General features: G+C 62.9%; 25 protein-coding genes. 14 read left to right on the plus strand and 11 right to left on the minus strand.

Translation table 11 applies throughout. The annotated features are described in order from the left end of the window. Positions 1 to 103 precede the first annotated feature (103 nt). The 10 genes from DPM35_RS21470 to DPM35_RS21515 all read left to right on the plus strand — a co-directional run bounded on the left by DPM35_RS21470 (position 104) and on the right by DPM35_RS21515 (position 7,597). A complete protein-coding gene (locus tag DPM35_RS21470; RefSeq protein WP_112129252.1) occupies positions 104 to 1,024 on the plus strand; it encodes a DMT family transporter in 921 nt (306 codons plus the stop codon). Positions 1,025 to 1,028: 4 nt separating this feature from the next. Continuing rightward, positions 1,029 to 1,661, plus strand: coding sequence for a molybdenum cofactor guanylyltransferase MobA (gene mobA, locus DPM35_RS21475; protein WP_112129253.1), 633 nt, complete (start codon positions 1,029 to 1,031; stop codon positions 1,659 to 1,661). Further along, positions 1,658 to 2,173 carry a molybdopterin-guanine dinucleotide biosynthesis protein B gene (gene mobB, locus DPM35_RS21480; protein ID WP_112129254.1) on the plus strand — a complete coding sequence of 172 codons (516 nt, stop codon included), beginning with the start codon at positions 1,658 to 1,660 and terminating at the stop codon, positions 2,171 to 2,173. The genes mobA and mobB overlap by 4 nt, the downstream gene beginning before the upstream one ends. 151 nt (positions 2,174 to 2,324) lie before the next feature. Further along, positions 2,325 to 3,110 (plus strand): ABC transporter substrate-binding protein, encoded by a 786-nt coding sequence (locus tag DPM35_RS21485; protein ID WP_112129255.1) that lies wholly within the window; start codon positions 2,325 to 2,327, stop codon positions 3,108 to 3,110. A 78-nt stretch (positions 3,111 to 3,188) separates the two neighbouring features. Then, the gene (locus DPM35_RS21490) at positions 3,189 to 3,905 is read left to right on the plus strand and encodes an ABC transporter permease (RefSeq protein WP_112129256.1); all 717 of its coding nucleotides are present in this window, start codon (positions 3,189 to 3,191) and stop codon (positions 3,903 to 3,905) included. Further along, on the plus strand, positions 3,902 to 4,726 hold the full coding sequence (locus tag DPM35_RS21495; protein WP_112129257.1) for an ABC transporter permease: 825 nt from the start codon (positions 3,902 to 3,904) through the stop codon (positions 4,724 to 4,726). Before DPM35_RS21490 ends, DPM35_RS21495 begins: the two co-directional genes overlap by 4 nt. 114 nt (positions 4,727 to 4,840) lie before the next feature. Beyond that, complete coding sequence (locus tag DPM35_RS21500; RefSeq protein WP_112129258.1) at positions 4,841 to 5,710, plus strand: NAD(P)-dependent oxidoreductase; 870 nt, start codon at positions 4,841 to 4,843, stop codon at positions 5,708 to 5,710. Between the two features lie 8 nt (positions 5,711 to 5,718). Further along, complete coding sequence (locus DPM35_RS21505) at positions 5,719 to 6,423, plus strand: DNA alkylation repair protein (RefSeq protein WP_112129259.1); 705 nt, start codon at positions 5,719 to 5,721, stop codon at positions 6,421 to 6,423. Beyond that, positions 6,383 to 6,961 (plus strand): GNAT family N-acetyltransferase, encoded by a 579-nt coding sequence (locus DPM35_RS21510; protein WP_112129260.1) that lies wholly within the window; start codon positions 6,383 to 6,385, stop codon positions 6,959 to 6,961. Before DPM35_RS21505 ends, DPM35_RS21510 begins: the two co-directional genes overlap by 41 nt. 63 nt (positions 6,962 to 7,024) lie before the next feature. Beyond that, positions 7,025 to 7,597 (plus strand): DUF3299 domain-containing protein, encoded by a 573-nt coding sequence (locus DPM35_RS21515; RefSeq protein WP_112129440.1) that lies wholly within the window; start codon positions 7,025 to 7,027, stop codon positions 7,595 to 7,597. A 22-nt stretch (positions 7,598 to 7,619) separates the two neighbouring features. On the opposite strand, the gene DPM35_RS21520 is transcribed toward DPM35_RS21515, so the two are convergent. From DPM35_RS21520 to DPM35_RS21535, 4 genes are all read right to left on the minus strand, one after another. After that, on the minus strand, positions 7,620 to 8,111 hold the full coding sequence (locus tag DPM35_RS21520; protein ID WP_006205209.1) for an Lrp/AsnC family transcriptional regulator: 492 nt from the start codon (positions 8,109 to 8,111) through the stop codon (positions 7,620 to 7,622). Between the two features lie 107 nt (positions 8,112 to 8,218). After that, entirely contained in the window at positions 8,219 to 8,836 is a 618-nt protein-coding gene (locus tag DPM35_RS21525) for a uracil-DNA glycosylase family protein (protein ID WP_112129261.1), read from the minus strand. 28 nt (positions 8,837 to 8,864) lie between these two features. Beyond that, positions 8,865 to 9,476 (minus strand): glutathione S-transferase, encoded by a 612-nt coding sequence (locus DPM35_RS21530; protein ID WP_112129441.1) that lies wholly within the window; start codon positions 9,474 to 9,476, stop codon positions 8,865 to 8,867. A gap of 47 nt (positions 9,477 to 9,523) precedes the next feature. Then, positions 9,524 to 10,147 carry a thermonuclease family protein gene (locus DPM35_RS21535; protein WP_112129262.1) on the minus strand — a complete coding sequence of 208 codons (624 nt, stop codon included), beginning with the start codon at positions 10,145 to 10,147 and terminating at the stop codon, positions 9,524 to 9,526. A gap of 76 nt (positions 10,148 to 10,223) precedes the next feature. On the opposite strand from DPM35_RS21535, the gene DPM35_RS21540 reads away from it, so the two are divergent. Continuing rightward, entirely contained in the window at positions 10,224 to 11,747 is a 1,524-nt protein-coding gene (locus tag DPM35_RS21540; RefSeq protein ID WP_112129263.1) for a sensor histidine kinase, read from the plus strand. Positions 11,748 to 11,763: 16 nt separating this feature from the next. Here DPM35_RS21540 and DPM35_RS21545 read toward each other — a convergent pair whose 3' ends face one another. Next, the gene (locus DPM35_RS21545) at positions 11,764 to 12,759 is read right to left on the minus strand and encodes a nicotinate-nucleotide--dimethylbenzimidazole phosphoribosyltransferase (RefSeq protein ID WP_112129264.1); all 996 of its coding nucleotides are present in this window, start codon (positions 12,757 to 12,759) and stop codon (positions 11,764 to 11,766) included. Between the two features lie 165 nt (positions 12,760 to 12,924). Here DPM35_RS21545 and DPM35_RS21550 point away from each other — a divergent pair, with 165 nt between their 5' ends. Together DPM35_RS21550 and DPM35_RS21555 are read left to right on the plus strand one after the other, a co-directional pair. Beyond that, a complete protein-coding gene (locus DPM35_RS21550; protein WP_112129265.1) occupies positions 12,925 to 13,155 on the plus strand; it encodes a DUF1289 domain-containing protein in 231 nt (76 codons plus the stop codon). A 10-nt stretch (positions 13,156 to 13,165) separates the two neighbouring features. Beyond that, a complete protein-coding gene (locus DPM35_RS21555) occupies positions 13,166 to 13,870 on the plus strand; it encodes a TIGR02281 family clan AA aspartic protease (RefSeq protein ID WP_112129266.1) in 705 nt (234 codons plus the stop codon). A gap of 82 nt (positions 13,871 to 13,952) precedes the next feature. Here DPM35_RS21555 and dusA read toward each other — a convergent pair whose 3' ends face one another. The 3 genes from dusA to DPM35_RS21570 all read right to left on the minus strand — a co-directional run bounded on the left by dusA (position 13,953) and on the right by DPM35_RS21570 (position 18,036). Beyond that, a complete protein-coding gene (gene dusA / locus DPM35_RS21560) occupies positions 13,953 to 14,939 on the minus strand; it encodes a tRNA dihydrouridine(20/20a) synthase DusA (RefSeq protein WP_112129267.1) in 987 nt (328 codons plus the stop codon). Between the two features lie 279 nt (positions 14,940 to 15,218). After that, entirely contained in the window at positions 15,219 to 17,264 is a 2,046-nt protein-coding gene (locus DPM35_RS21565) for an SPFH domain-containing protein (RefSeq protein WP_112129268.1), read from the minus strand. A gap of 469 nt (positions 17,265 to 17,733) precedes the next feature. Next, entirely contained in the window at positions 17,734 to 18,036 is a 303-nt protein-coding gene (locus tag DPM35_RS21570) for a DUF982 domain-containing protein (protein WP_112129269.1), read from the minus strand. Positions 18,037 to 18,335: 299 nt separating this feature from the next. Here DPM35_RS21570 and DPM35_RS21575 point away from each other — a divergent pair, with 299 nt between their 5' ends. Next, positions 18,336 to 19,793 (plus strand): NCS1 family nucleobase:cation symporter-1, encoded by a 1,458-nt coding sequence (locus DPM35_RS21575; RefSeq protein ID WP_112129270.1) that lies wholly within the window; start codon positions 18,336 to 18,338, stop codon positions 19,791 to 19,793. Positions 19,794 to 19,904: 111 nt separating this feature from the next. On the opposite strand, the gene DPM35_RS21580 is transcribed toward DPM35_RS21575, so the two are convergent. The 3 genes from DPM35_RS21580 to DPM35_RS21590 all read right to left on the minus strand — a co-directional run bounded on the left by DPM35_RS21580 (position 19,905) and on the right by DPM35_RS21590 (position 23,480). Beyond that, the gene (locus tag DPM35_RS21580; RefSeq protein ID WP_112129271.1) at positions 19,905 to 20,492 is read right to left on the minus strand and encodes a DUF1697 domain-containing protein; all 588 of its coding nucleotides are present in this window, start codon (positions 20,490 to 20,492) and stop codon (positions 19,905 to 19,907) included. Between the two features lie 21 nt (positions 20,493 to 20,513). Beyond that, positions 20,514 to 22,151: a CTP synthase gene (locus DPM35_RS21585; RefSeq protein WP_112129272.1), complete on the minus strand. Its 1,638-nt coding sequence runs from the start codon at positions 22,149 to 22,151 to the stop codon at positions 20,514 to 20,516. Positions 22,152 to 22,358: 207 nt separating this feature from the next. Beyond that, on the minus strand, positions 22,359 to 23,480 hold the full coding sequence (locus tag DPM35_RS21590; RefSeq protein WP_112129442.1) for a L,D-transpeptidase: 1,122 nt from the start codon (positions 23,478 to 23,480) through the stop codon (positions 22,359 to 22,361). Positions 23,481 to 23,484: the final 4 nt, after the last annotated feature.

Consider the following 23,484-nt stretch of genomic DNA (forward strand, 5'->3'; position numbering starts at 1 on the left):
CGATCTCATGGGCCACGCGGAAATTCGTGGCCCATTTCTTTTGGCGTTGCTGTTTGCGGTGACCTGCTACAGGTTCGGTCCAAAATAGAATCCGGAAACGCCTTTGCCCCCCTCGCCAAACCTGCGCGGCGCGCTGTTCATGATCGTGGCCATGGTCGGCTTCACCCTGAACGATGCGATCACCAAATTTTCTTCTGAATCGATGAACATGGCGCAGGTCATGCTGGTGCGCGGCGCCTTCGCGTCCTTCTTCGTCGGCCTGCTTGCCTGGCGGCGCGGCGCGCTGGTCAACCCGGCCACCATGCTGCAGCCGATGGTGGCCATGCGCGTGGCCGGCGAAGCCGGCGCCACGGTGTCGTTCCTGATCGCGCTTGCGCATCTGCCGATCGGCAATGTTTCCGCCGTCATGCAGGCGCTGCCTCTGGCGGTCACCATGGGCGCGGCCCTGGTGTTCGGCGAAAGCGTCGGCTGGCGACGCTGGACCGCCATTGCCGCCGGTTTCGTCGGCGTGCTGATCATCGTGCGGCCGGGGTTCGAAGGGTTCAGCGTCTATTCGCTGGTGGCGTTGGCCAGCGTCGCCTGCTGCGCGGTGCGCGACCTTTCCACCAAGCGCATCCCGCAAGCGATCCCGACCATGCTGGTGTCGACGGCGACCGCGCTCGCCATGACCGTGCTGGGCGCGCTGCTTTTGTCGCCGATGGGCGGCTGGACGCCGATGAGCGTTCGGTCGACCATGCTTCTGGCGCTCGCGGCGGTGCTGGTGCTGATCGGCTATCAGTTCATCATCACGGCGATGCGCTCGGGCGACATCTCCTTCATCGCGCCGTTCCGCTACACTGCCCTGCTCTGGTCGATCCTGCTCGGTCTCGTCATTTTCGGCGATGTTCCCGATCTGCCCATGATCGTCGGCGCCGCCATCATCATCGGCTCCGGCCTCTATGCGCTCTACCGCGAGCGCGTCGTCGGCAGGCAGCAGCCTGCCGCTGAAAGCGCTGGACCCGACATGGCGCCGGACGGCATATAGGCCGATGGATCGAAATGTCGTGGGGATCATTCTGGCGGGAGGCCAGTCGCGCCGAATGGGTGGCGGCGACAAGCCGTTGCTTTCATTGGGCAAAGCCAGGCTGATCGATCATGTCGCCGCGCGATTGAAGCCGCAGGTCGCGACCCTCGGGCTCAATGCGAACGGCGATCCTGCGCGATTTGCTGGCACGGGCCTGCCGGTGATCGAAGACACGGTGCCGGGCCATGCCGGACCGCTGGCGGGCATCCTCGCCGGTCTCGAGTGGGCGGCCAGGCAAACAAGCTGCCGGTGGCTGATGAGCGCCGCCGGCGATACTCCATTCTTCCCCACCGATCTCGTCGAGCGCCTCGCAGCCGCAACCCGCGAGCGGCCAGACGCGATTGCCGTCGCCAGTTCGGGTGGCAGGTGGCATCCGACCTTCGCGCTCTGGCCGCTCGGCCTGCGCGACGCCCTGCGTCATTTCCTGGTCGACGAGGACAACCGACGGGTTTCGGCCTTCATGCAGCGCCAGGGCCATGTCGAGATCGAATTCCCGATGATCGAGGCAGGCAACCAGAAGATCGATCCGTTCTTCAACGTCAATACGCCGGACGATCTTGCGTCGGCGGAGCGTCTGTTGCAAAGCCTCGGGTCATGAGACCCGTATTCGGCATCACCGGCTGGAAGAATTCCGGCAAGACGACCCTGACGGAAAAGCTGGTCGCCGAGCTGGTGGCGCGCGGCTGGAGGGTTTCGACGGTGAAGCATGCCCACCATGACTTCGATATCGACAAGCCTGGCGCCGACTCCTTTCGCCATCGGCAGGCGGGCGCCACCGAGGTCGCGATCGTTTCCGGCCGGCGCTGGGCGCTGATGCACGAATTGCGGGGCGAGGACGAGCCGACGCTCGACGATATCCTGGCGCGCCTGGCGCCCTCGGATATCGTGCTGGTCGAAGGCTACAAGCGCGAAGCGCACAAAAAGATCGAGGCAAGGCGGCTCGATGCCAAGGACCGGACGCCGCTTTCGGCCAACGATCCCAACATTGTCGCGGTCGCTGCAGACTTCACGGTCGAAGGTGAAAAACTCCCCGTTTTCGACCTCGACGACACCAAATCGATAGCCGACTTTGTCGAGCAGATTACGGGTCTTGCCGCTCAAACCAAGTAACGCAGCGGCAGATCGCGATTGTCGTTTGCCGTTGATTTGCAGTTGCTTTTTTCTTGCAAAGAGTGGGAGTATCCGTCCCAGCGGGCGGTCAAGAAGCTCCGCCCACAAGAGCCGCACGGGACAGCGGCCATGACAATATGAGAGGATTATCATGCGTATTGCACTGCGTATCGCGCTTGCCGCTTCGGCCGCGCTGCTGACACTTGGCGTCGCCCAGGCTCAGGAAAAGACCCTGAGGATCGGCACCGAAGGCGCGTACCCGCCCTTCAACAACCTGACTTCGGACGGCCAGCTGGTCGGCTTCGACATTGATATCGCCAAGGCGCTTTGCGACGAGATGAAGGTGAAGTGCACCTTCGTCGCGCAGGATTGGGACGGCATCATCCCGGCGCTCCAGGCCGGCAAGTTCGACGCCATCGTGGCCTCGATGTCGATCACGCCAGAGCGCCAGGAAAAGGTCGACTTCACCCACAAATACTACAACACCCCGTCGGCCATCGCCGTGCCGAAGGACTCGCCGCTCAAGGGCGTGACCAAGGAAGACCTCGCCGGCAAGAGCATCGGCGTCGCCACCACGACCACGCATTACAACTACGCTTCCAAGACCTACACCGACAGCACCATCAAGGGCTATCCGAGCAGCCCCGAGGAGCAGGCCGACCTCGCCAATGGCCGTCTCGACGCGATCGAGGACGACATCGTGGTGTTGCAGCAATGGCTGGATACGCCGGACGGCGCCTGCTGCAAGATCCTCGGCCAGCCATCGCCGCAGCCGGTCGAAATCTTCGGACCGGGCGCCGGCATTGCCGTGCGCAAGGGCGAGACCGATCTGGTCAACAAGCTGAACGCCGCCATTGACGCCATCCGCAAGAACGGAAAGTACAAGGAAATCAACGACAAGTACTTCAAGTTCGACGTCTACGGCGCCGAATCCTGATCGTTACGCCAAGGGCGGTGAGGCACTCCTCGCCGCCCCTCTCTTCTCCCGGGATCGCCACGGAGACACGACCCGTCAATGCCGGCCCAAAGCATTTGGACACTTCTCAGCTGGGGACCGGATGGCTGGAGTGACGACATTGCGTCTGGCGTCCTGGTCACCATCGTGCTGGCGCTCGCCACATTGCCGATCGGCCTGACGATCGGCTTCTTCGTCGCCTTCGCCAAGCAGCATGAAGAGCCCTCGCTGCGGCTCGCCGCCAACATCTACACCACGGTTTTCCGCGGCTTGCCGGAGCTGGTCACGCTCTTCCTGTTCTTCTTCGGCATGCCGCTTCTGCTGCAATACATCGTGCGGCTGTTCAATCCGAATGCCACGATCGACGTCAACAGCTTCATCGCCGGCATGATCGTGCTGTCGCTGATCTTCTCCTCCTACGCCAGCGAGGTCTTCCTCTCCGCGTTTCGCGCCATTCCGAAAGGCCAGTATGAGGGCGGCTACGCCATCGGCCTGGGGAAATGGCAGACGATGCGGCTGATCATCCTGCCGCAGCTGATACGCATTGCCTTTCCCGGCCTCGAGAATTGCTGGCTGAGCCTGCTCAAGGACACCTCGCTGGTCTCGGTTGTCAATCTCGCTGAGACCTTGCGCCAATCCGGCGTGGCGGCGCGCGTCACCAAGCATGCCTTCCTGTTCTACAGCGTGGCGGCGCTGATCTTCCTGGCGCTGGCCATCCTGTCGTCGATCGCCACCGGCCAGATTCTGCGTCATCTCGGGCGGAGGGCGGTGCGATGAGCGTCAGCCAGGCCATCGTCGTCGACAAGCCGCCCCCTCTGGCCCGCGGCTGGCCGCGCGCCCGCATCGTCGGCTACGCACTGGTCGGTGTATGGATCCTCTTCGGTCTCGGCATTGTCGCTTACCTCGTCTACGCCTGGAATCCTGAGTTCTTCGCCAGATACGCCCCGGCCTATCTGCAGGGCCTGGGAACGACCCTGGCGCTGGTGTCCATCTCGATGGTACTGGGAGCGATCTTCTCGCTGCCTGTCGCCTACGGCCGCATGTCGAAGAACTGGCTCCTTTCGGGGCTTGCCTATTGCTACGTCTATTTCTTCCGCGGCACGCCGCTGCTCGTGCAGACCTATCTCGTCTATTACGGCGTCGGTTCCTTCCGGCCGGAGCTGGAAACGGTAGGATTGTGGTGGTTCTTCCGCGAGGCCTTCTATTGCGGTGTCTTTGCCTTCTCGCTCAACACCGCCGCCTACCAGGCCGAAATCCTGCGCGGCGCCATCGAAAGCGTGCCGCGCGGACAATGGGAGGGTGCGGCCTCGCTCGGCCTGCACAAATTGCAGACACTGCGCAAAGTGATCCTGCCGCAGGCAATCATCGTCGCGCTCAGGCCCTACGGCAACGAGCTCATCCTGATGATCAAAGCCTCGGCAATCGTCGCCATCATCACCGTCTACGACCTGATGGGCAACGCCAAGCTCGCTTACGCCAAATCCTTCGACATCCAGGCCTATATCTGGGTCGCGATCGTCTACCTGGTGATGGTCGAAATCCTGCGCCACGGCATCGAATGGATCGAGCGCCGGATCACCGTCCACCTGCATCGATAGATCGAAACCCTCCGGGTCTGTGCCAGTCGATGCCGCTTGCCGCGCCTTGACGAATTCGCTGCATGGCCTAGACGTTCCGACACTGAAATCTCTGTTTTGTTGGAAGGCAGGTCCATGGCATCGGTTGCATTTCTCGGTCTTGGCGTCATGGGCTATCCGATGGCCGGGCACCTCAGGAACAAGGGCGGCCATGACGTCACCGTCTACAACCGCACCAAGGCCAAGGCCGAGCAGTGGGTGGCCCAGCATGGCGGCAAACTGGCACTGACGCCAGCCGAGGCAGCAGAAGGCAAGGACTTCGTCTTCTCCTGCGTCGGCAATGATGACGATCTGCGCTCGGTCACCACCGGCGCGAACGGCGCCTTCGCCGCGATGAAGAAGGGTTCCGTCTTCATCGACAACACCACCGCCTCGGCCGAAGTCGCGCGCGAGCTGGACGAAGCCGCGCGCAAAGCGGGCTTTTCCTTCCTCGACGCGCCAGTGTCCGGCGGCCAGGCCGGCGCCGAGAACGGCATGCTGACCGTCATGGTTGGTGGCGATGAGGCCGCGTTCGACAAGGCGAGGCCGGTAATCGACGCCTACGCTCGCATGGTCGGGTTGATGGGCCCGGCTGGCGCCGGCCAGCTGACGAAAATGATCAACCAGATCTGCATTGCCGGCCTCGTCCAAGGGCTGGCCGAAGGCATCCATTTCGGCAAGAAGGCCGGCCTCGACATCGAGAAGGTTGTCGAGGTGATATCCAAGGGAGCAGCCGGCTCCTGGCAGATGGAAAACCGCCACAAGACGATGAATGCCGGCAAATATGATTTCGGCTTCGCCGTCGACTGGATGCGCAAGGATCTCGGCATCTGCCTGGCGGAGGCCAACCGCAACGGCGCCAAGCTGCCGGTGACGGCGCTTATCGACCAATTCTACAAGGATGTGCAGGACATGGGCGGCAAGCGCTGGGACACGTCCTCGCTTCTCGCCCGCCTGGAGCGCTAGGCGTCGCAATGCCCCTCCCCGATCCAAGCTGGAGCGCCGACGACATCGTCGCGCACCTGCGTGCGATCGGCACTGAGGCGAACTTGGCAGGCATGGCGCGCTTCGGCATCAACACGGCGACCGCGCTTGGCATCGGCAATTCCGATTTGCGACCGCTGGCGCGCAAGCTCAAGAAGAACCACGAGCGATCGCTTCTGCTGTGGGACAGCGGCATTCGGGAGGCGCGGCTGGTGGCGGCCTTCACCGGCGAGCCGAGGAAGGTCGATATCGATCAATGCCGGCGCTGGGCCGCGGATTTCGACAGCTGGGAGATCGTCGACACTGTTGCCGACCTGTTTGCCGAAACGCCATTCTGGCGCGATCTGATCGACGAATTCGCTGAAGACGAACGCGAATTCGTCCGCCGCACCGCCTTTGCCATGCTGGCCTGGAGCGCGGTGCATCTGAAGAAAGAGCCGGACGCGACCTTCCTTGCCTATCTGCCGCTGATCGAGAAACATGCCCGCGATCCGCGTAATTTCGTCCGCAAGGCGGTCAATTGGGCGCTGCGGCAGATCGGCAAGCGCTCGGTGAGCCTGCACGCCCCTGCCCTTGCGCTGGCGGAAAAACTGGCGGCATCGTCCGACAGGACGGCGCGCTGGATCGGCAGGGATGCAGTGAAGGAACTGACGGATGCCAAACAGCTCGCGAGGCTCGCAGCCGCAAAAGCCTGACCTGACCAGCATCCGCTTTGTCGAGGTGACGCAAGAAACGCGGGACCGTTTCGAAGACCTGTTCGAGCAGCCCGGCGCGCCGAAATATTGCTGGTGCATGACCTGGCGCCATTCCAGCCGCGAGCACATTGGGAACGACGAGAAGAAGCGCATGATGATGGCGCGCATCGGTGCCGGCACTCCCGTGGGCGTCGTCGCCGAGTTGGACGGCAAGCCGGTCGGCTGGTGCTCGGTCGCGCCGCGCGAGACCTACCGGAAGCTGTCAAAGCAGCAGGACGATAGCGAGACCGGCATATGGTCGATCGTCTGCTTCTATGTGCCGAGGGTCTTGCGCGGCCGCGGGCTGGCCTCCGCCCTGCTCGACGCCGCGATCGATCATGCCTTCAGCAAAGGCGCGCGCGTCATCGAGGCCTATCCCGTCGACGAGGCCGCGCCCAGCTATCGCTTCATGGGCTTTCGCGACATGTTCGTCGCGCGGGGCTTCCATGAAATCGGTACCGCCGGCACGCGCCGGCATATCATGCGGCTGGACCGCTGAGCGGGGCTGGTCACGACGCTTTTACTCGATTCCGCGAATCGGCTGGCGGAGGATGGAGCGATGATGAGCATGCGTTTCAAATCATGGGCGGCGCTGGCGGCGGCGCTCGTGTTCGCGGCCACTGGAGCCGATGCCGCGGCCGATGTCGCGCATATCCTCTGGAAGGATCTGCGGCCCGCCGCGCAGGCGGTCGCCGAGGACGCGAACCTGCCGATGATCGCGGCAAAACTGCCCGACCACGGCGAGACTCTGTCGCTCAATCTCCAGGACAAGACGATACAATTAGCCGGCTATGCATTACCAGTCGATCGCGACGGCGACCTCGTCTACCAGTTCCTGCTGGTGCCGTGGACCGGCGCCTGCAGCCACATGCCGACGCCGCCGCCGAACCAGATCGTGCTGGTGACGCCGGCACATCCCTACACGATGAAAGAGGCCTATGAGCCGGTCGCCGTCACCGGTGTACTGAAGCCCGGCATGGAGAAGAGCCAGCTCTTCATTCTCGACGGCGTATCGATCGTCCAGTCGGGCTATACGGTACGCAAGGCGGAAGTAGCGAGCGTCGACAGCGTGCCGGACACGGTTGCCCTGCCGGTCAACTCGCCGTGGAGTTTCCTCAACAAGAAGAAGAACTAACGCCCGGGATCTGGCATGAAGCTCACGCCGCGTTCGCGCCCGATTCCTTGTCCAGCACCATGTAATCCAGCGGGATTTCGGTCGTGTATTTGATCTGCTCCATGGCGAAGGACGAGGACACGTCGCGGATCTCGATCTTGGCGATCAGCCGCTTGTAGAAGGCATCGTAAGCCGCAATGTCCGGAACCACCACGCGCAGCAGGTAATCGACGTCGCCGCTCATGCGGTAGAACTCGACCACCTCCGGGAATTCCTGGATGACCTCGGAGAAGCGCCGCAGCCACTCATGGCTGTGCGAATTGGTGCGGATCGACACGAAGACGGTGACGCGCACATTCACCTTCTCATGGTCGAGGATGGCGACGCGCCGCTTGATGACGCCCTCTTCCTCGAGCTTCTGGATACGTCGCCAGCACGGCGTGGTCGACAGGCCGACTTTCTTGGCGACGTCAGCGACCGCCAGCGTGGCGTCCTCCTGCAGGAGGCGGAGAATTTTTCTATCAAGGCGATCCATGGGAAGCTCCAGGGGAATAGTTTGGCTATAATCCCTTTTATCGGAGCCTTTCACAAGAAAGAAATTCTGCCGAAGGCGGCAAAAGCGAGTGATATCTTGCGAGATCGCTAATTGATGCGATAGCGGATTTCCGACCTGAGGAAGGGCAGCAAATCCATTTCAAACCAGGGATTCTTCTTCAGCCAGCCGATATTTCGCCACGACGGATGCGGTAGAGGCAACACTTTTGGACCGGCCGGCGCATCCCAGACGGCGCGCCAATTCCTCACCGTATCCGTCAAGGACGCCGCGCGGGTCGTGCCCATATGCCAGGCCTGTGCATAACCGCCGATGGTCAGCACCAGGTCGATCTGGGGCATCAGCGCCATCAGCTGAGCGCGCCAGGCCGGCGCGCACTCGCGGCGCGGCGGCAGGTCGCCGCCCTTGGCGTCCTGGCCGGGAAAGCAGAAGCCCATCGGCACGATGGCGAATTTTTCGGTGTTGTAGAACTCTTCGCTGCTGACGCCGAGCCAGCTTCTGAGACGATCTCCGGAAGCGTCTGTGAAGGGCATGCCCGAGAGGTGAACCTTGGTGCCGGGCGCCTGGCTGGCGAGCAGGATGCGCGCGCTCGAGGACGGTCGCAATACCGGGCGGGGCTCATGCGGCAAGGGCCGGCCAAGCGGCTGGTCGACGCAGATGCGGCAGGCCCGTACCCTGGCGGTGAGGCGCTCCAATGCTTCGCTCATATCGGGCGGACTATCCAATTTTCGTCGCTCAAGCCTTCGCGCTCGGCCGGCTCGTCAGCGCCCCGTACCAGCGCAGCACATTCGTGCATTCCTCTGGTACCTTGATGCGGGCTGGTTTCATGAAATCGATGGCGATCATGCCGGTGATGTCGGCAACCGAATAGGCATCGCCAGCGGCGAATTCGCGCTCCGCCAGTTCCTTGTCGAAGAGGCGCAGGAACTCGATCGCCTTCGGCTTGTTGGCCTCGCCCCATTCCGGGATCTGCGGCACTTCCCACTCCTTCATCGCCGGATGGATGTGCCGGAACGCGGCGGCGACGCTGACCATGAGATTCAGTTCCAGGCGCCTTTGCCACATCTCGACTTTTGCCTTGCCGAGCGCGCCCTTGCCGAACAGCGCCGGCTCGGGGTGCAACTCCTCGAAATAGCGGCAGATGGCGATCGATTCGGTGATGATGGTGCCGTCGTCGAGCTCGAGCACCGGCAGGCGCCGCAGCGGATTGCGCTGCGCCACCTCTTCGCCGCGATGCTCCAGCGCGCCCATGTCGACGGGCACAAGCGGCACCGTCAGCCCCTTCTCGGCAAGGAAGACACGCACACGCCGGGGATTGGGCGCGCGGCCGCCATCGAACAGCTTCATTCCATCCTCCAGCTTCTCCACCGGATCATAGGGCCCGGATACGCCCATCACCAGAAGCGAAAGAACTCGCGCAACGCGTCGCCGAACGAGGCCAGCTTGCCGTGCTTTCGCTCGACCGGCGCATTGTGATGGCTGTCGCGCCAATCCTGTGGCGCCTCGAAGGTGCCTGCCCAGATGCCGACTTTGGCCGCTCTCGCCACCGCTTCCTCGGTCTCGAAGCCGCCGAAAGCAACAGCCCATCCGGCCTGCACCTGGGCCCGATTCAGGTCGGTGTCGCCTGCCTTGCAATCGCCGAGCAGCCGGCCGTAGCGGTCGCGCTGCCAGCCGCTGCAGGAAACAGGCCTGCCAGCGATGAGGCGCACCAGCGACTGCCGCGCCAGCTTGCCGCAAGGATAGTCGGCGCCGGGCTTCTGGCAGGTCTGCTGGTATTCCGGAGCGTCGATGCCGCGCATGCGGATGCGCTCGGTCCCGAGCGTGATCGAATCGCCGTCATTGACGATCGCCGTGCCTTGCTCCCTGCGGGTCTCGAAACGATCGAGCCGCGCCGCCACCAGGATCAGCAACCCGAGCAACAAGAAGGCCAGCCCATAGTCCAGCAGCTTGCGCCAGAGGCTGCGCGGCGGGCTTGCCGCATAGCGCCGGCGCGGTCCTCGCGGCCCGAAGCGGCTCATATGGCAAACAGTCTCTTAATCATTCGAACGTAGCTTAACGAACTGAAAATCGCTGCGCGCAGAAATTGAAGTCCGTATGCCTTTGCTACGCTCGAACACAGCGGATAAATTCATTGTGGACCGGCGTAAACCGCACCGCAACAGCGATGTGGCGCGCGCGGTGCGCAAGACGCGCGATCGCCTTTCGCAACAGGCCGGCAGCCTCGACTTCGACCGCGAACTCCTGAAACTGCATGCGCGCGCCATGGTGGTCAGCGCGGTCGCAATCCCGCTGCTGGTGCTTGCGGTGGCGGCTCTCGGCCGGCTGGCGGGCCTGGGCAACCAGATCACCATCTGGGCCCTGGCGATGCTGCTTTGCTACGCGATCGTCGCTTTCATGTCGCGGCGCGTCGAGCGAACCGAAGCCGCCGAACTCGACCCGGCACAGACGCGCCGCGATTTTCTGATCGGCCACTTCCTGTGTGGCCTGGGCTGGGCCTGGTTCGCATGGATCGGCTGCGAAACCTGCCAGATCGACCAGTTCCATGTGGCCAAGGCCATGGTGCTGCTGATCGCGATGGCGACAACCGCCGTAATGGCCTCCTCGCTTGGCGGCGCGCTGTTGGCGACCTTCGCCATCCCCGTTGCCGTCTATGTCTACACCATCATCCGCGTGTGGACGCCGATCGAAGCCACGATGGCGGCGCTCCTCATCGCCGCACTTCCCTTCTTCGGTTACGTCGCGCGTCATCTCAACCGGGCCTCGTTGATGCTTCTTTCATTCCGTTCGGAAAAAGACGCGCTGATCGCCGAGGTGGAGACGGCGAAATCCATGTCGGACGAGGCAAGGCGGCGCGCCGAGGACGCCAATCTGGCGAAGTCGCGCTTTCTCGCCTCGATGAGCCACGAGCTCAGGACGCCGCTCAACGCCATCCTCGGCTTCTCCGAGGTGATGGCCAATGAGGTGCTGGGTCCGATGAACAATCCGACCTATCGCGACTATGCCCATGACGTGCACGAGTCCGGCCAGCATTTGCTCGACCTGATCAACGAGATCCTCGACCTGTCGCGCATAGAGGCCGGCCGCTACCAGCTCAACGAGGAGCCGGTCGTGCTGGTGACCATTGTCGAGGATTGCTGCCACATGATGGAGCTGCGGGCCCGCAACAAGGATATCCGCATCATCCAGGAGTTCGAGGAGACCTTGCCGCGCCTCTTCGCCGACGAGCGCGCGGTGCGGCAGATCACGCTCAACCTCCTGTCCAATTCGATCAAGTTCACGCCGTCCGGCGGCGAAGTGCGCGTGCGCGTCGGCTGGACCGCCGGCGGCGGCCAGTACATTTCGGTCAAGGACAATGGACCGGGCATACCGGATGAAGAAATCCCGGTGGTGCTTTCCGCTTTCGGCCAGGGCTCGATCGCCATCAAGAGTGCCGAACAGGGAACCGGCCTCGGCCTGCCGATCGTGCAGGGCCTGCTCGCCATGCATGGCGGCGAGTTCGAGCTTCATTCCAAGTTGCGTGAAGGCACGGAGGCGATTGCCATTTTCCCGCTGAGCCGGGTGATGGAGGAATTGCCGGCCCTGCCGACCAGGACGGTCGCCACGCGCGGGCGCCGCTGACGCGATCCCTGCGGCTCTACAGCCGAACAGCCATCGCCATGCCTGAGCTGGTCAGCGCCGCGGCTTTGACGATACCGGCAGCGAGAGCAGCCCCTACCCCTTCGCCATGGCTGATGCCGAAATCGAGCAGAGGCCGCAGTCCGAGCCTTTCGGCAGCCTTGGCGTGGCCGGGCTCGGGCGACAGGCCGGCAAGCAGACAATGATCGAGCGTGCCGGGGCTGGCCGCATGCAGAACAGCGGCCGCGGCAGTCGCCACGAATCCGTCGAGCAGGACGGGAATCTTCTCCATGCGGGCCGCAAGAATGGCGCCGCAGATCGCCGCGAACTCGCGCCCACCGACCCGTCGCAGAGCCTCCAGCGGATCGCCGAGGCCGGAACCATGAAACGCCAGCGCCCGATCGACAACCTCGGCTTTTCGCGCCATCGTCGCCGCATCGGCGCCAGACGCCGGCCCAACCCAATCCGTCCCCTTGCCGCCGAACAGCGCGGCGCAAAGGGCAGCCGCGATGGTCGAATTGCCAACCCCGAGATCACCCAGGCACAGCAGATCCGCGCCGCCGGCGACCGCCTCCATGCCGAAGGCCATGGTCGCGGCGCAGCCGCGCTCATCGAGCGCGGCTTCCTCCGTGATGTCGCCTGTGGGGATATCCAATGCCAGGTCGAAGACTTTCAGGCCGAGATCGTTGGCGATGCAGACCTGGTTGATCGCGGCCCCGCCGGCGGCGCAGAGCTCGACTTCATTGGCGGTCGCAGCCACACGCCGCGGCGAAATGCCATGCCTGACGGCGCCATGATTGCCGGCGAAGATCGCCACCAGTGGCCGGTTGATCGCCGGCGGCGCCCGCCCGCTCCAGGCGGCAATCCAGGCCGCGATGTCCTCGATGCGCCCGAGCGATTCGTTCGGCTTGTCCGCCTTGGCAAACAGCGAGCGGACACGCGCGCCCGCCGCGTCATCGGCAGGCGGCAGCGCCGCCAGCAGGCTTCGGAAGTCATCGAAAGGCTTAGCAGGCATTTATGTCGGTCGCGGTTCGTTGCGGAAATCGCAAGCGGCATAGCCGCCTTCTGCAGCCGGCACAACCGCCTGACGATGCCGCGAACACGTTGACTTGCGACGCATCGCGGAGGGCTTGCATTGATCCGGCGGTTGCACCATGTGGAATGAACGCAAGAGAACAGCATGACCGCCATCGAATCCCCCTGCATCCTGGTCTGTTCGATCGATATGAAAACCGGCTTCTGCTTCGGTTGCGGGCGCACGCGCGACGAGATTTCCGGCTGGCTCACGATGACCCCCGAAACGCGCCGGGCGGTGATGTCCGAACTGCCGGCGCGGCTCGAAACGGTCGAGCGGCGGCCGCGCCGCGAAACAAGGCGTGCCCGCATGGCGCGCGAACGCGGCGTTTTGTGAGAAGAAACCGATGAACCGGCTGTTCTGGATCGTGATGGCGGTGATCGGCGCCGGGCTGGTGCTCTTGATGCTCAACAATTCGGCCGGCCGCACTTTCGGCATGAACAACAATGATTTCGGCCGGCTGATCTGGGTCGGCGTGCTGGTCATGGTGATCGGCGCGAGCCTGCTCCGCTCCGGCCGGCCTCTGGGCGACATGGCGCGCAATCTCGGCGTCTGGGCCGCGTTCGTGCTCGTGCTGATCGCCGGCTACCAGTATCGCTACGAGTTGCAGGACGTCGCGAGCCGCGTGACCGCCGGGCTGGTGCCGGGAAGCCCGCTGGCGCTTGGCCTGGAGAATGGCCGCCCGACCGTCACGCTCGACAAGGCCGACAATGGCCATTTCGAGGCCCGCATCCTGGTCAACGGCACGCCAGTGCGCGCCGTCGTCGACACCGGCGCGACCAGCACGGTGCTGACATCGGAAGATGCTCAGGCCGCGGGTTTCAACCCGGCAGCGCTCAGCTACAGCGTCGACGTCTCCACCGCCAACGGCATGGCGCGCGCGGCGACTGTCAGGGTCAACGAGGTGGCGATCGGCGGCATCGTGCGCAAGGATATGACGGTGATGGTCGCGGCGCCTGGCATGCTCGAGCAAAGCCTGCTCGGCATGAACTTCATCGGCTCATTGTCGGGTTTCGACGTGCGCGGCGACCGCATGATCCTGCGGGACTAATGTCGCCCGGAACTGCGTAGCGGCTCTGGGACCACGACATGCATTAGAAAAAAGGTTAAAGCGCAACGCGCTTAACCGAAAGTCAGGCAGCGTCGGCTTCCACGGCCGTGAAATCGATCGCTGCGAACGCGCTCTTCAGCACCTCCGGACCGGCGCCGGGCTTATTTGCATCCGTAGAGAGGATCTGCCGGAAACGGCGCGCGCCAGGCAAGCCGTGGAACAGTCCGACCATATGGCGGGTGATGTGGCCGAGCCGCCCGCCCCGCTCGATGTGGCGCGCGGCATAGCCGGCCATGGCGTCGATCAGCGCCGGATAGTCGAAGGCGGCTGCCACTTCGCCGTAGAACGCGGCATCGACGCCGGTCAGGATGCCGGGCGTATGATAGGCGGCGCGGCCGAGCATCACGCCGTCAACATGGCCGAGATGCGCCGACGCTTCGGCAAGCGATTGAATGCCGCCGTTGATGCCGATGAATTCGTTCGGCTTTCTGGCCTTCAGCCGATAGACGCGCGCATAGTCGAGCGGCGGGATGTCGCGGTTCTCCTTGGGGCTCAGCCCCTCCAGCCAGGCCTTGCGGGCGTGCACCCAGAGCGCGTCGGCGCCGGCCGCGAGCACGCCGTCGGCAAGCGTGTCGAGAGCGGGTTCCGGGTCCTGATCGTCGACGCCGATGCGGCATTTGACGGTGACGGGGATTTTCACCGAAGCTTTCATGGCCGCGACGCATTCGGCGACCAGGTCCGGCGTCTTCATCAGGCAGGCGCCGAACGTACCCGACTGGACGCGGTCGGACGGGCAGCCGACATTGAGGTTGATCTCGTCATAACCGAAGGCCTCGCCGATCCGCGCTGCCTCGGCGAGCTTTGCCGGATCCGATCCGCCGAGCTGCAGCGCTACCGGATGCTCGACATCGTCGAAACCGAGCAGTCGTTCGCGCGCGCCGTGGATAACCGCGTCCGCCACAACCATCTCGGTGTAAAGCAGCGCGCGCCCCGTCAACTGGCGGTGGAAGAACCGGCAATGCCTGTCCGTCCAATCCATCATGGGTGCAATGGCAAGCGTCTTCTTCATGGCCTATTTCATCGCCGCAGCAGGTGTCGCAGTCAAACCCTTTAGCGGGATCTATCGTATTCCCGTTTAATTTCAAATAGTTCGAGAAGCTGAGTGGCCTCGACGAAAGCATCCGCGAACCCTGAGTCACGAAGCTATCGCGAACCGACGTCCGTCAGAGCGAGTGGTCGCTGATAACGGGTTCACAGCACACGCACTTGGCGCCGCGTTCTTGACGACAAAACCCCGCCGACATTCGACGGGGTTCGTCTGCAGTCAAAATGGGCTGTTACAACCGGCTCATTCCTCCTCAACGGGTTCCGGGATCGCATCCGGCAGGTTTTGCCGTCCAACCCGGTCGGCGACGAGCATCGAAAGCATCATCTCGACAAGGCCATTGGCGGCTCCCTTCTCGCCGCCATTGGCGCCGATCTGGATCTGCGGCACGAGTGGCAGCCTGCCGTTCTCGATCGCCTCGGCGAAGCGCATGAGGACCTGCGAGTTGAGCTGATAGTCCGGGCCGCCGAAGGCCGCGACTTTCTTCTCGGTGGCCTCGGCCTCCGCCAGACCGATGGCCCGCACCTTCTCGGCCTCCGCAAAACCGGTCGCCTTGATACGTTCGGCATCGGCGAGCGCGACAGCCTTGATCATGTCGGCCTCGCCCTGGCCGGCGACGCGCACCTTCTCCGCCTCCGCCTTGGCGGTGACCTGGATGGTTTCCGCCTCTTGACGGGTGCGAGCGAGTTGCGCCTTGCCCTCGTTCTCGCTGATCTCGATGGTAAGTGCCGAGGTCGTGATCTTGGCTTGCTGTTCGGCCAGCGCCTCCTTCTCACGCAAGGTGCGTTCCTGGGTGGCCGCCCTCTCCTGCAATTTGTAGGTCTCGACCTTTTCGACCGCGATCTGGCGCTCGCGCAGCTGGATCAGGATCTGCTCAATGCTGTTCTGGCCGTTGGCGGCACGCGGCGTGCCAATCAACACTTCCTGCAGTTCGAGGCTGTAGGAATTGAATTTCTCGCGCATCTCCTCGCCCGACTTGCGCTGGATGTCGCTGCGCTCCTGCAAAAGCTGGATCAGCGTCTTTGTCTGGGCGATGTTCTTGAAATAGGCGGAAACCATCGGATCGAGCGTTTGTTCGACCAGCCGCTTGATGTCACCGAAACGCTGCACCACCAGCGGCGCCTTCATATAGTCGATATGCACGACGACGGAGAGCGGCAACACAGGCTCGAACGCATCCTTGGTGATCAACGACACTTCGGACAGGTTCTCGTCCAGCCTGTGTTCGCCGAACTGCTCCTTCGTCCATTTGAGCACGAAGTTGGTGGTCGGCACGGTGATGATATTGCCGGCATAAGTATTGAACGCATACTTGCCCGGCAGCAGCGGCGTCGACCAGACACCGCGTGCGCCGATTTCGACCAATTCGCCGTGACGGTATGCCTGCCCGGATATGTCCGTGCCGTGGCGGCCGTTATAGGAGACGACGACACCCACCGTGCCAACGTCGATGATCGTCTTCTCGACCAGTTCGACGGTCGCGAAAATGCGATTGAGGAAGTAGCTGCCGTCGGCCAGCACTTGCAGCTGCCGGCCACGATAGCCACCGGCCTTGAGAAACTTCTCCGGGTCCTGAAAATTGTTGTGGAAGTTAGGGTCGCTCGGATCGTTGGCCACGGTCGGCGCGATGATCTCGCCGTCCGGCAGGGCCGGACCGTCATGGATGGTGACGATACCGATCATGTCCTCGGCATTGTGGATGACGACCGGCTCAAAGCCGCCCCGCTCCGAGATCATGCTGGACATGTTGGAAAAAAGGTTTTGTTCCGACGAGCTTAGATTGACGGCATAGATCGACTGGGCGGTGAGCACGATGAATTGCGCGAGATTGATGGCATAGGTGCCTTCGCGTAAGATCTTGCGCTGCGGTCCTTTCTGTCCGCCCTTTTCGAGAAAGCCGCGCACATCCTGGAAATCATCGGCATCGGTGTTGGAAGCAAGTGTCTGCGTCGGAGGCAGCGGCTTGCCGTCACGCGCAAAGACGTAGCCGATCTGGCCCTGCGGGATGGTGACAAGATTGGCGCGGTGCATCGAATATTGGAACGGCATGAAGAAATGCAGGCCGCCGCGCACGACTTCCGGCTGGTAGCCTGCCTCACGGTTGAGCGCTATGAAGCCATCACTGACGGAGCCGCGAAAGCTCCATAGTTTTTCCAGGATGCCGAGCCTGTCGTTCGGGATGTAGCGGACCATGCCGCTCCGCCAGAACAGGATCGCCAGCACGACAACCGGCACGGCGATCTCGATCGCCGTCCATTTCATCGGGCCGAGATATTCTAGGGCTTCCATGTCTTGTCTCCTAAGGGCGCGCAGGCTCGTTCACCCGGCCGCCACCCGGCTGGTGTTGATTGACAAAGCGGGGAGATTTCGCGCCGAGACGCTCGACGCACCGAGGCATGTCGAACGTTCGGGCTGCTCATCGTTTGGGAAAGTGACCGCGCCTCCCGAGTCCCCCGTGAGAAAGGCGTGGCCGTAGCGATGTTACATCGGTGTTGCCTTGATAGACATAACAACGATGACGTAGGAATAGGGCCAACAGGTTTAAAGATACTTCACGCCGAAATCGTATAAGTATTTTCAACGCCTTTGTTGCTTCGAAAGCGTTGGCTTCTAGAAATTAGCGGGGAGCCAAATGGCGCTCTCGATGAGTCAAACGTCGGCTCCCGATCCGACATGATGCGGAACCTGGAAACCATCAATACCTCACATGCCGCGCCGTCGCCGACGCAGCATATTGATTTCAAGTGGGTTTTTCGGCCTAGCGCCGCAACGCGTAGACGTTGTCCATCGACACGCCGCCCAGCGGCAGCGCCATATCGTCGTCGAGCAGGCGGGTGATGCGGGCAAAGCCAACAAAAGCTTTCCGCGCTTCCTCGGCCGACATCTTGCCCGACATTGCCGCCGCGCAGCAATTCAGGGCGCATTGATAAACCGGGCCGCGTCTTCCCGTGGGCCATTTCCGCAGGAACACCATCGCCTCGGAGACGCTATCGACTTCCTCCACAGGGTATCCCTGCCCACGCGCAATTCGCACTGGGGTAAAGAAATGCAAGCGATCCATGATTATCCTCCCGGTCGGCCGCAGAGCGGTCGAACCCCACTAAACGCACGTCTCGCTGATCGGTTCCAAACAAATTTGATTGCCGGTGGAAAAAATCTGGAACCGCCCGGCATGCGGGAAAAACCTCTGCCGACTCGGCTCGCCGCCAGCCAGGCGCCATCGGATAACGGCGATTCTCATTGAATATCTTTAAGGCGAAAGCCGGCAAATGGGTTGCTTGCCGGTTCCCTGGCGTCAGGCTTAACCTTCGCGGTCAAACGCGTGAGGGCGCGTTTTGCAAAAAAAGGGGAACTACTGCAATGACCATTCAAGGCGCATCGCCCGACCTCTACAACGAGGATCTGGCACCCGCAACGGTCAGGAACTGGGGACCGTTTTCGATCTTCAATGTCTGGACCTCGGACGTCCACAGCCTCTGGGGCTACTATCTGGCGGCAAGCCTGTTTCTGTTCTGCGGCGGCTTCGTCAATTTCATCATCGCCATCGGCATCGGCTCGCTGATCATCTACGCGCTGATGAACATGGTCGGCTATGCCGGCGTGAAGACCGGCGTGCCCTACCCCGTGCTTGCCCGTGCCTCCTTCGGCATCTGGGGCGCCAACGTCCCGGCGCTGGTACGCGCCATTGTCGCCTGCTTCTGGTATGGCGCTCAGACGGCCGCGGCGTCGGGCGCCATCGTGGCGCTGCTGACGCGCCTGCAATGGTTCGACGAGTTCAACAAGACCTCGCATATGCTCGGACACTCGACCCTGGAGGTGATCTGCTTCGTCATCATCTGGGCGCTGCAACTGCTGATCATCCAGAAAGGCATGGAGACTGTGCGCCGCTTCCAGGACTGGGCCGGTCCCGCCGTCTGGGTGATGATGCTGCTTCTGGCCATCTATCTCTGCGTGAAATCGGGCAGCTTCGCCTTCACCAGCGACATCCCGATGGACGTGCTGCGCGAGAAGACCGCCGACGCCGGCATTCCGGGTGATCCGGGGTCCTGGACCGCGCTGTTCGGCGTCGCGGCGATCTGGGTGACCTATTTCTCGGCGCTCTATCTCAACTTCTGCGATTTCGCCCGATACGCGCCCGACAATGCCGCACTTCGCAAGGGCAATATCTGGGGCCTGCCGGTCAACCTTATCCTGTTCTCGCTGGTCGCCGGCGTCACGACGATCGCCGCCTATGACGTCTACCACGAGGTGCTGCTCCACCCCGACCAGATCTCGGCCAAGTTCGACAGCTGGTTCCTGGCGGCCCTTGCGGCGCTCACCTTCGCGGTGGCGACGCTGGGCATCAACGTGGTGGCGAATTTCGTTTCGCCGGCCTTCGACTTCTCCAATGTCTTCCCGCGCCAGATCGACTTCAAGAAAGGCGGCTACATCGCGGCGTTGATTGCGCTGGTGCTCTATCCCTTCGCGCCCTGGGAAGGCAGCGCGGCGCATTTCGTCGGCATCATCGGCGCGACGATGGGGCCGATCTTCGGCGTGATGATGGTCGACTACTATCTGATCCGTAAAAGCGAGGTCGATGTTCAAGCGCTCTACCGCGAGAACGGCGAATTCCGGTTCCAGAGCGGCTGGCATGTCAACGCCTTTATCGCCGCCGGCATCGGCGCGGTCTTTTCCTCGATCCTGCCCAACTTCACCAGTTGGTTGCCGGCCTGGTGGGGCGTCTATGGCTGGTTCTTCGGCGTGGCCATCGCCGGCGCCGTCTACTACGTCCTGCGCACCATGGCGCTTGGCGCGGGTGCAAGAACAGCCAAGGCCTGAGCGCACTTTCCCCTTCTCCCCTCGCGGGAGAAGGTGGATCGGCGCGATAGCGCCGAGACGGATGAGGGGTGTTCCAGCGGAGTGAGACGTTGGCGTTCCCTGGAACACCCCTCATCCGGCCGCTTCGCGGCCATCTTCCCCCACAGGGGGAGAAGGGAAGGCCCCGCCTACCATTTCAGCCAGCCTGCGCACCGTGTTCCAGTTGCGCGACGTTCCGATGCCCAGGCGCTTGTGATTGGCGGCGGCAAGCAGCCGCGAGCTCGGCCGCTGGCGCGAAAAGACCAGCCAGATATCGCCGTCGACCAAAAGCACCTTCTCATCGTCGGCCGCGCGCGTCTGAAGTCCCGATAGCGCTTCGTCGGCGACAGGTTGGCGCATCACCCGAATCGCGACCTGGTCCCCGGCTTCAGCCGATTCGGCAGGGAATGGATTGGACGCCGCGAGCTTCAACCAATCCTCGGCCCGACGCACGATGATATCGACATGGCGGCCGAAAGTTTTTTCGAAGGCCTTTTCGAGCCGACGCTCAAGTTTCGAAATTTCGCCTGCTCGCGCCTCGAAGACCAGGTTGCCGGTCGATACCAGCGTGCGGACATTGTTGAAGCCGAGATCTTCGGCCATCGCCTTGAAGTCCGACATGACGAGGCGCCGGCCATCGCCGAGGCCTATGCTATAGAGCAGCGCGACATAGGTCTGCATCGCTGGTGGCCAGCCGGTTGCTCAAACCAGGCGCGACTGGTCCACCGCCGCCGAAATGAAGCTCGCGAACAGCGGATGCGGGTCGAGCGGACGGCTCTTCAGTTCGGGGTGGTATTGCACCCCGATGAACCAGGGATGGTCCGGATATTCGACCGTCTCCGGCAGCACGCCGTCGGGCGACATACCGGCGAAGACCAGTCCGCACTCTTCCAGCCGCTGCTTGTAGTCGATATTGACCTCGTAGCGGTGCCGGTGGCGCTCGGAAATCTGCGTGTCGCCGTAAATGTCCGCGATTTTCGAGCCCTTGGCGAGTTCGGCCTGGTAGGCGCCGAGCCGCATCGTGCCGCCGAGATCGCCGGTAGCCCGGCGCTTCTCAAGCATGTTCCCCTTCAGCCATTCGGTCATCAGGCCGACGACTGGCTCATCCGTCGGGCCGAACTCGGTCGACGACGCATGATCGACGCCGGCCAGCGAGCGTGCTGCCTCGATGCAGGCCATCTGCATGCCGAAGCAGATGCCGAAATAAGGCACTTTCCGCTCACGCGCGAACTTGGCGGCCAGGATCTTGCCTTCCGAGCCACGCTCGCCAAAGCCGCCCGGAACGAGGATGCCGTGCACCTTCTCCAGCCAGGGAGCGGGATCCTCCTTCTCGAAGATCTCGCTTTCGATCCAGTCGAGCTTGACCTTGACGTGGTTGGCTAGGCCGCCATGCGACAGCGCTTCGATCAGCGACTTATAGGCGTCCTTGAGGCCGGTGTATTTGCCGACGACGGCGATGGTCACCTCGCCTTCCGGATTGTGGATGCGCTTGGACAGCGCCTGCCACGGCTCCATGCGTGGCTTCGGCGCCGGGTCGATGCCGAAAGCTGCCAGCACTTCCGAATCGAGCCCTTCCTGGTGATAGGCCATCGGCACGTCGTAGATATGCGGCACGTCCAGCGCCTGGATGACGGCGCTTTCGCGCACGTTGCAGAACAGCGAAAGCTTGCGGCGTTCTTCCTTCGGGATCGGCCGGTCGGCGCGCACCAGAAGTATGTCGGGCGCAATGCCGATGCCGCGCAGTTCCTTGACCGAATGCTGCGTCGGCTTGGTCTTCAGTTCGCCGGCGGTCGGGATGTAGGGCATCAGCGTCAGATGCACATAGACCGCGTTGTTGCGCGGCAGGTCATTGCCGAGCTGACGGATCGCCTCCAGGAACGGCATGGCCTCGATGTCGCCGACCGTGCCGCCGATCTCGCACAGCACGAAGTCGTAGTCGTCATTGCCGTCCAGCACGAAATGCTTGATCTCGTCGGTGACGTGCGGGATCACCTGAACGGTGGCGCCGAGATAATCGCCGCGCCGCTCGCGCTCGATGATGTTCTTGTAGATGCGGCCGGTGGTGATGTTGTCCTGCTGGTTGGCCGAACGGCCGGTGAAGCGCTCATAGTGGCCGAGATCCAGATCGGTCTCGGCGCCGTCATCGGTCACGAACACTTCGCCATGCTGGTATGGCGACATCGTTCCAGGGTCGACATTGAGGTAGGGATCGAGCTTTTTGATCCGCGCACGATAGCCCCGCGCCTGCAGAAGAGCCCCAAGAGCTGCTGCGGCGATGCCTTTTCCGAGTGAGGAAACCACGCCGCCTGTGATGAATACATATCGCGCCATGGGAGTCATCGCTTAACGCGGCCTGATTGATTCCGCCAGAGAAAAAAACCGCCGCGAAGGCTTTTTCCCAAAATGGCGCCGGTGGCCCGCACGGGGCCTTTGCGAAGCATGTCGCCCAAAAATGCTAAGCAGTTTGGAAGACCGACATCCGTCAAAACAGAACTCAAAACAAAAGGGCCGGCGGTGCCGGCCCTTTCGGCAGTATGATGGAAATCGTTAGATAATAACGACCTTGGTGCCGATCTTGACGCGGCTGTAGAGATCCATGACGTGCTCGTTGATCATGCGGAAGCAGCCATTGGAGGCGCTGGTTCCGATCGACTGGGGAGCAATCGTGCCGTGGATGCGCAGATGCGTGTCCTTCTTGCCGTCATAGAGGTAGATGGCGCGCGCGCCGAGCGGGTTCTCGCCGCCGCCGGGCATGCCATCCTTGTACTGGCCGTAATGCTTCGGCTCGCGCTTCTGCATGTCGAGCGTCGGGATCCAGCGCGGCCATTCCTGCTTGTCGCCGACCGCCACCGTGCCCTTGAACTGCAGGCCTTCGCGGCCGACGGCGATGGCGTAGCGGCGGGCAGTGGAAAACGACTCGACGAGGTAGAGGCGACGAGCGCTGGTGTCGATGACGATGGTGCCCGGCTCATAGCCGGTGAACGTGACGTCCTGCGGCACGAATTCCGGCTTCACCTTGAAGGGCCGCTTGGCGTCCTTTTTGGCGAGCGCCGAATCAAGTGCGCGGGTCTCTGGCAAATAGCTGATCGAAGACACCGAGGCACCGCCGAACAGGCCTGCGAACAGCCCGCCGCTGCTCTGCTTCTGCCCGGGCTGCTCGCTGCGCAGCTCGCCATTGTTGCCGGTGGCGGTGATGTTCATGGCTTCGGCCGGGATCGGCTCTTCGGCCTTGACCGGAACGAGCGGCGCTAATGGCTCCAGCGGCGCGATGATCTTGGTGGTCTTCTTGGCCGGCTTGGCGTCGGCGACTTCTGCCGGTGCGCTGCCCTTCTTGGCGAGCCATTCCTGGCGCGCCGCGTCCGCCTTGGCCTTGGCCGCCTCACGCATCGCCAGCTTGCGAGCTTCGAGCGCCTTTTCCTTGGCGGCTTCCTTGTCGGCCGCGATCTTGGCCTCGAGCTTGCTGATCTGCGCAAGATCGCCCGAGGTCGGGTTTTTCTTCTTCTTGAGAAGCTTCAGCTGTGATGCGTCGCTCTTGGCGGCGACGACTGGAATGGCGTCGGTCGTCTCTACCGACGGGGAAGTGGCCAGATTTGCCGGTCCGGCAATGGCCGCGGAACCCATGCCGAGGACGGCACAGACTCCCAGGAGGATGAAGCTGCGAAGCTGCATGGCG

Origin of the sequence: Mesorhizobium atlanticum (genome assembly GCF_003289965.1) — a bacterium.
GTDB classification, from domain to species: domain Bacteria; phylum Pseudomonadota; class Alphaproteobacteria; order Rhizobiales; family Rhizobiaceae; genus Mesorhizobium; species Mesorhizobium atlanticum.

Coding starts and splice junctions, on each gene's coding strand:
- mobA (WP_112129253.1), top strand. CDS start 1,029: ATGGATCGAAATGTCGTGGGGATCATTCTGGCGGGAGGCCAGTCGCGC.
- mobB (WP_112129254.1), top strand. CDS start 1,658: ATGAGACCCGTATTCGGCATCACCGGCTGGAAGAATTCCGGCAAGACG.
- DPM35_RS21485 (WP_112129255.1), top strand. CDS start 2,325: ATGCGTATTGCACTGCGTATCGCGCTTGCCGCTTCGGCCGCGCTGCTG.
- DPM35_RS21490 (WP_112129256.1), top strand. CDS start 3,189: ATGCCGGCCCAAAGCATTTGGACACTTCTCAGCTGGGGACCGGATGGC.
- DPM35_RS21495 (WP_112129257.1), top strand. CDS start 3,902: ATGAGCGTCAGCCAGGCCATCGTCGTCGACAAGCCGCCCCCTCTGGCC.
- DPM35_RS21500 (WP_112129258.1), top strand. CDS start 4,841: ATGGCATCGGTTGCATTTCTCGGTCTTGGCGTCATGGGCTATCCGATG.
- DPM35_RS21505 (WP_112129259.1), top strand. CDS start 5,719: ATGCCCCTCCCCGATCCAAGCTGGAGCGCCGACGACATCGTCGCGCAC.
- DPM35_RS21510 (WP_112129260.1), top strand. CDS start 6,383: ATGCCAAACAGCTCGCGAGGCTCGCAGCCGCAAAAGCCTGACCTGACC.
- DPM35_RS21515 (WP_112129440.1), top strand. CDS start 7,025: ATGAGCATGCGTTTCAAATCATGGGCGGCGCTGGCGGCGGCGCTCGTG.
- DPM35_RS21520 (WP_006205209.1), bottom strand. CDS start 8,111: ATGGATCGCCTTGATAGAAAAATTCTCCGCCTCCTGCAGGAGGACGCC.
- DPM35_RS21525 (WP_112129261.1), bottom strand. CDS start 8,836: ATGAGCGAAGCATTGGAGCGCCTCACCGCCAGGGTACGGGCCTGCCGC.
- DPM35_RS21530 (WP_112129441.1), bottom strand. CDS start 9,476: ATGAAGCTGTTCGATGGCGGCCGCGCGCCCAATCCCCGGCGTGTGCGT.
- DPM35_RS21535 (WP_112129262.1), bottom strand. CDS start 10,147: ATGAGCCGCTTCGGGCCGCGAGGACCGCGCCGGCGCTATGCGGCAAGC.
- DPM35_RS21540 (WP_112129263.1), top strand. CDS start 10,224: ATGCCTTTGCTACGCTCGAACACAGCGGATAAATTCATTGTGGACCGG.
- DPM35_RS21545 (WP_112129264.1), bottom strand. CDS start 12,759: ATGCCTGCTAAGCCTTTCGATGACTTCCGAAGCCTGCTGGCGGCGCTG.
- DPM35_RS21550 (WP_112129265.1), top strand. CDS start 12,925: ATGACCGCCATCGAATCCCCCTGCATCCTGGTCTGTTCGATCGATATG.
- DPM35_RS21555 (WP_112129266.1), top strand. CDS start 13,166: ATGAACCGGCTGTTCTGGATCGTGATGGCGGTGATCGGCGCCGGGCTG.
- dusA (WP_112129267.1), bottom strand. CDS start 14,939: ATGAAGAAGACGCTTGCCATTGCACCCATGATGGATTGGACGGACAGG.
- DPM35_RS21565 (WP_112129268.1), bottom strand. CDS start 17,264: ATGGAAGCCCTAGAATATCTCGGCCCGATGAAATGGACGGCGATCGAG.
- DPM35_RS21570 (WP_112129269.1), bottom strand. CDS start 18,036: ATGGATCGCTTGCATTTCTTTACCCCAGTGCGAATTGCGCGTGGGCAG.
- DPM35_RS21575 (WP_112129270.1), top strand. CDS start 18,336: ATGACCATTCAAGGCGCATCGCCCGACCTCTACAACGAGGATCTGGCA.
- DPM35_RS21580 (WP_112129271.1), bottom strand. CDS start 20,492: ATGCAGACCTATGTCGCGCTGCTCTATAGCATAGGCCTCGGCGATGGC.
- DPM35_RS21585 (WP_112129272.1), bottom strand. CDS start 22,151: ATGACTCCCATGGCGCGATATGTATTCATCACAGGCGGCGTGGTTTCC.
- DPM35_RS21590 (WP_112129442.1), bottom strand. CDS start 23,480: ATGCAGCTTCGCAGCTTCATCCTCCTGGGAGTCTGTGCCGTCCTCGGC.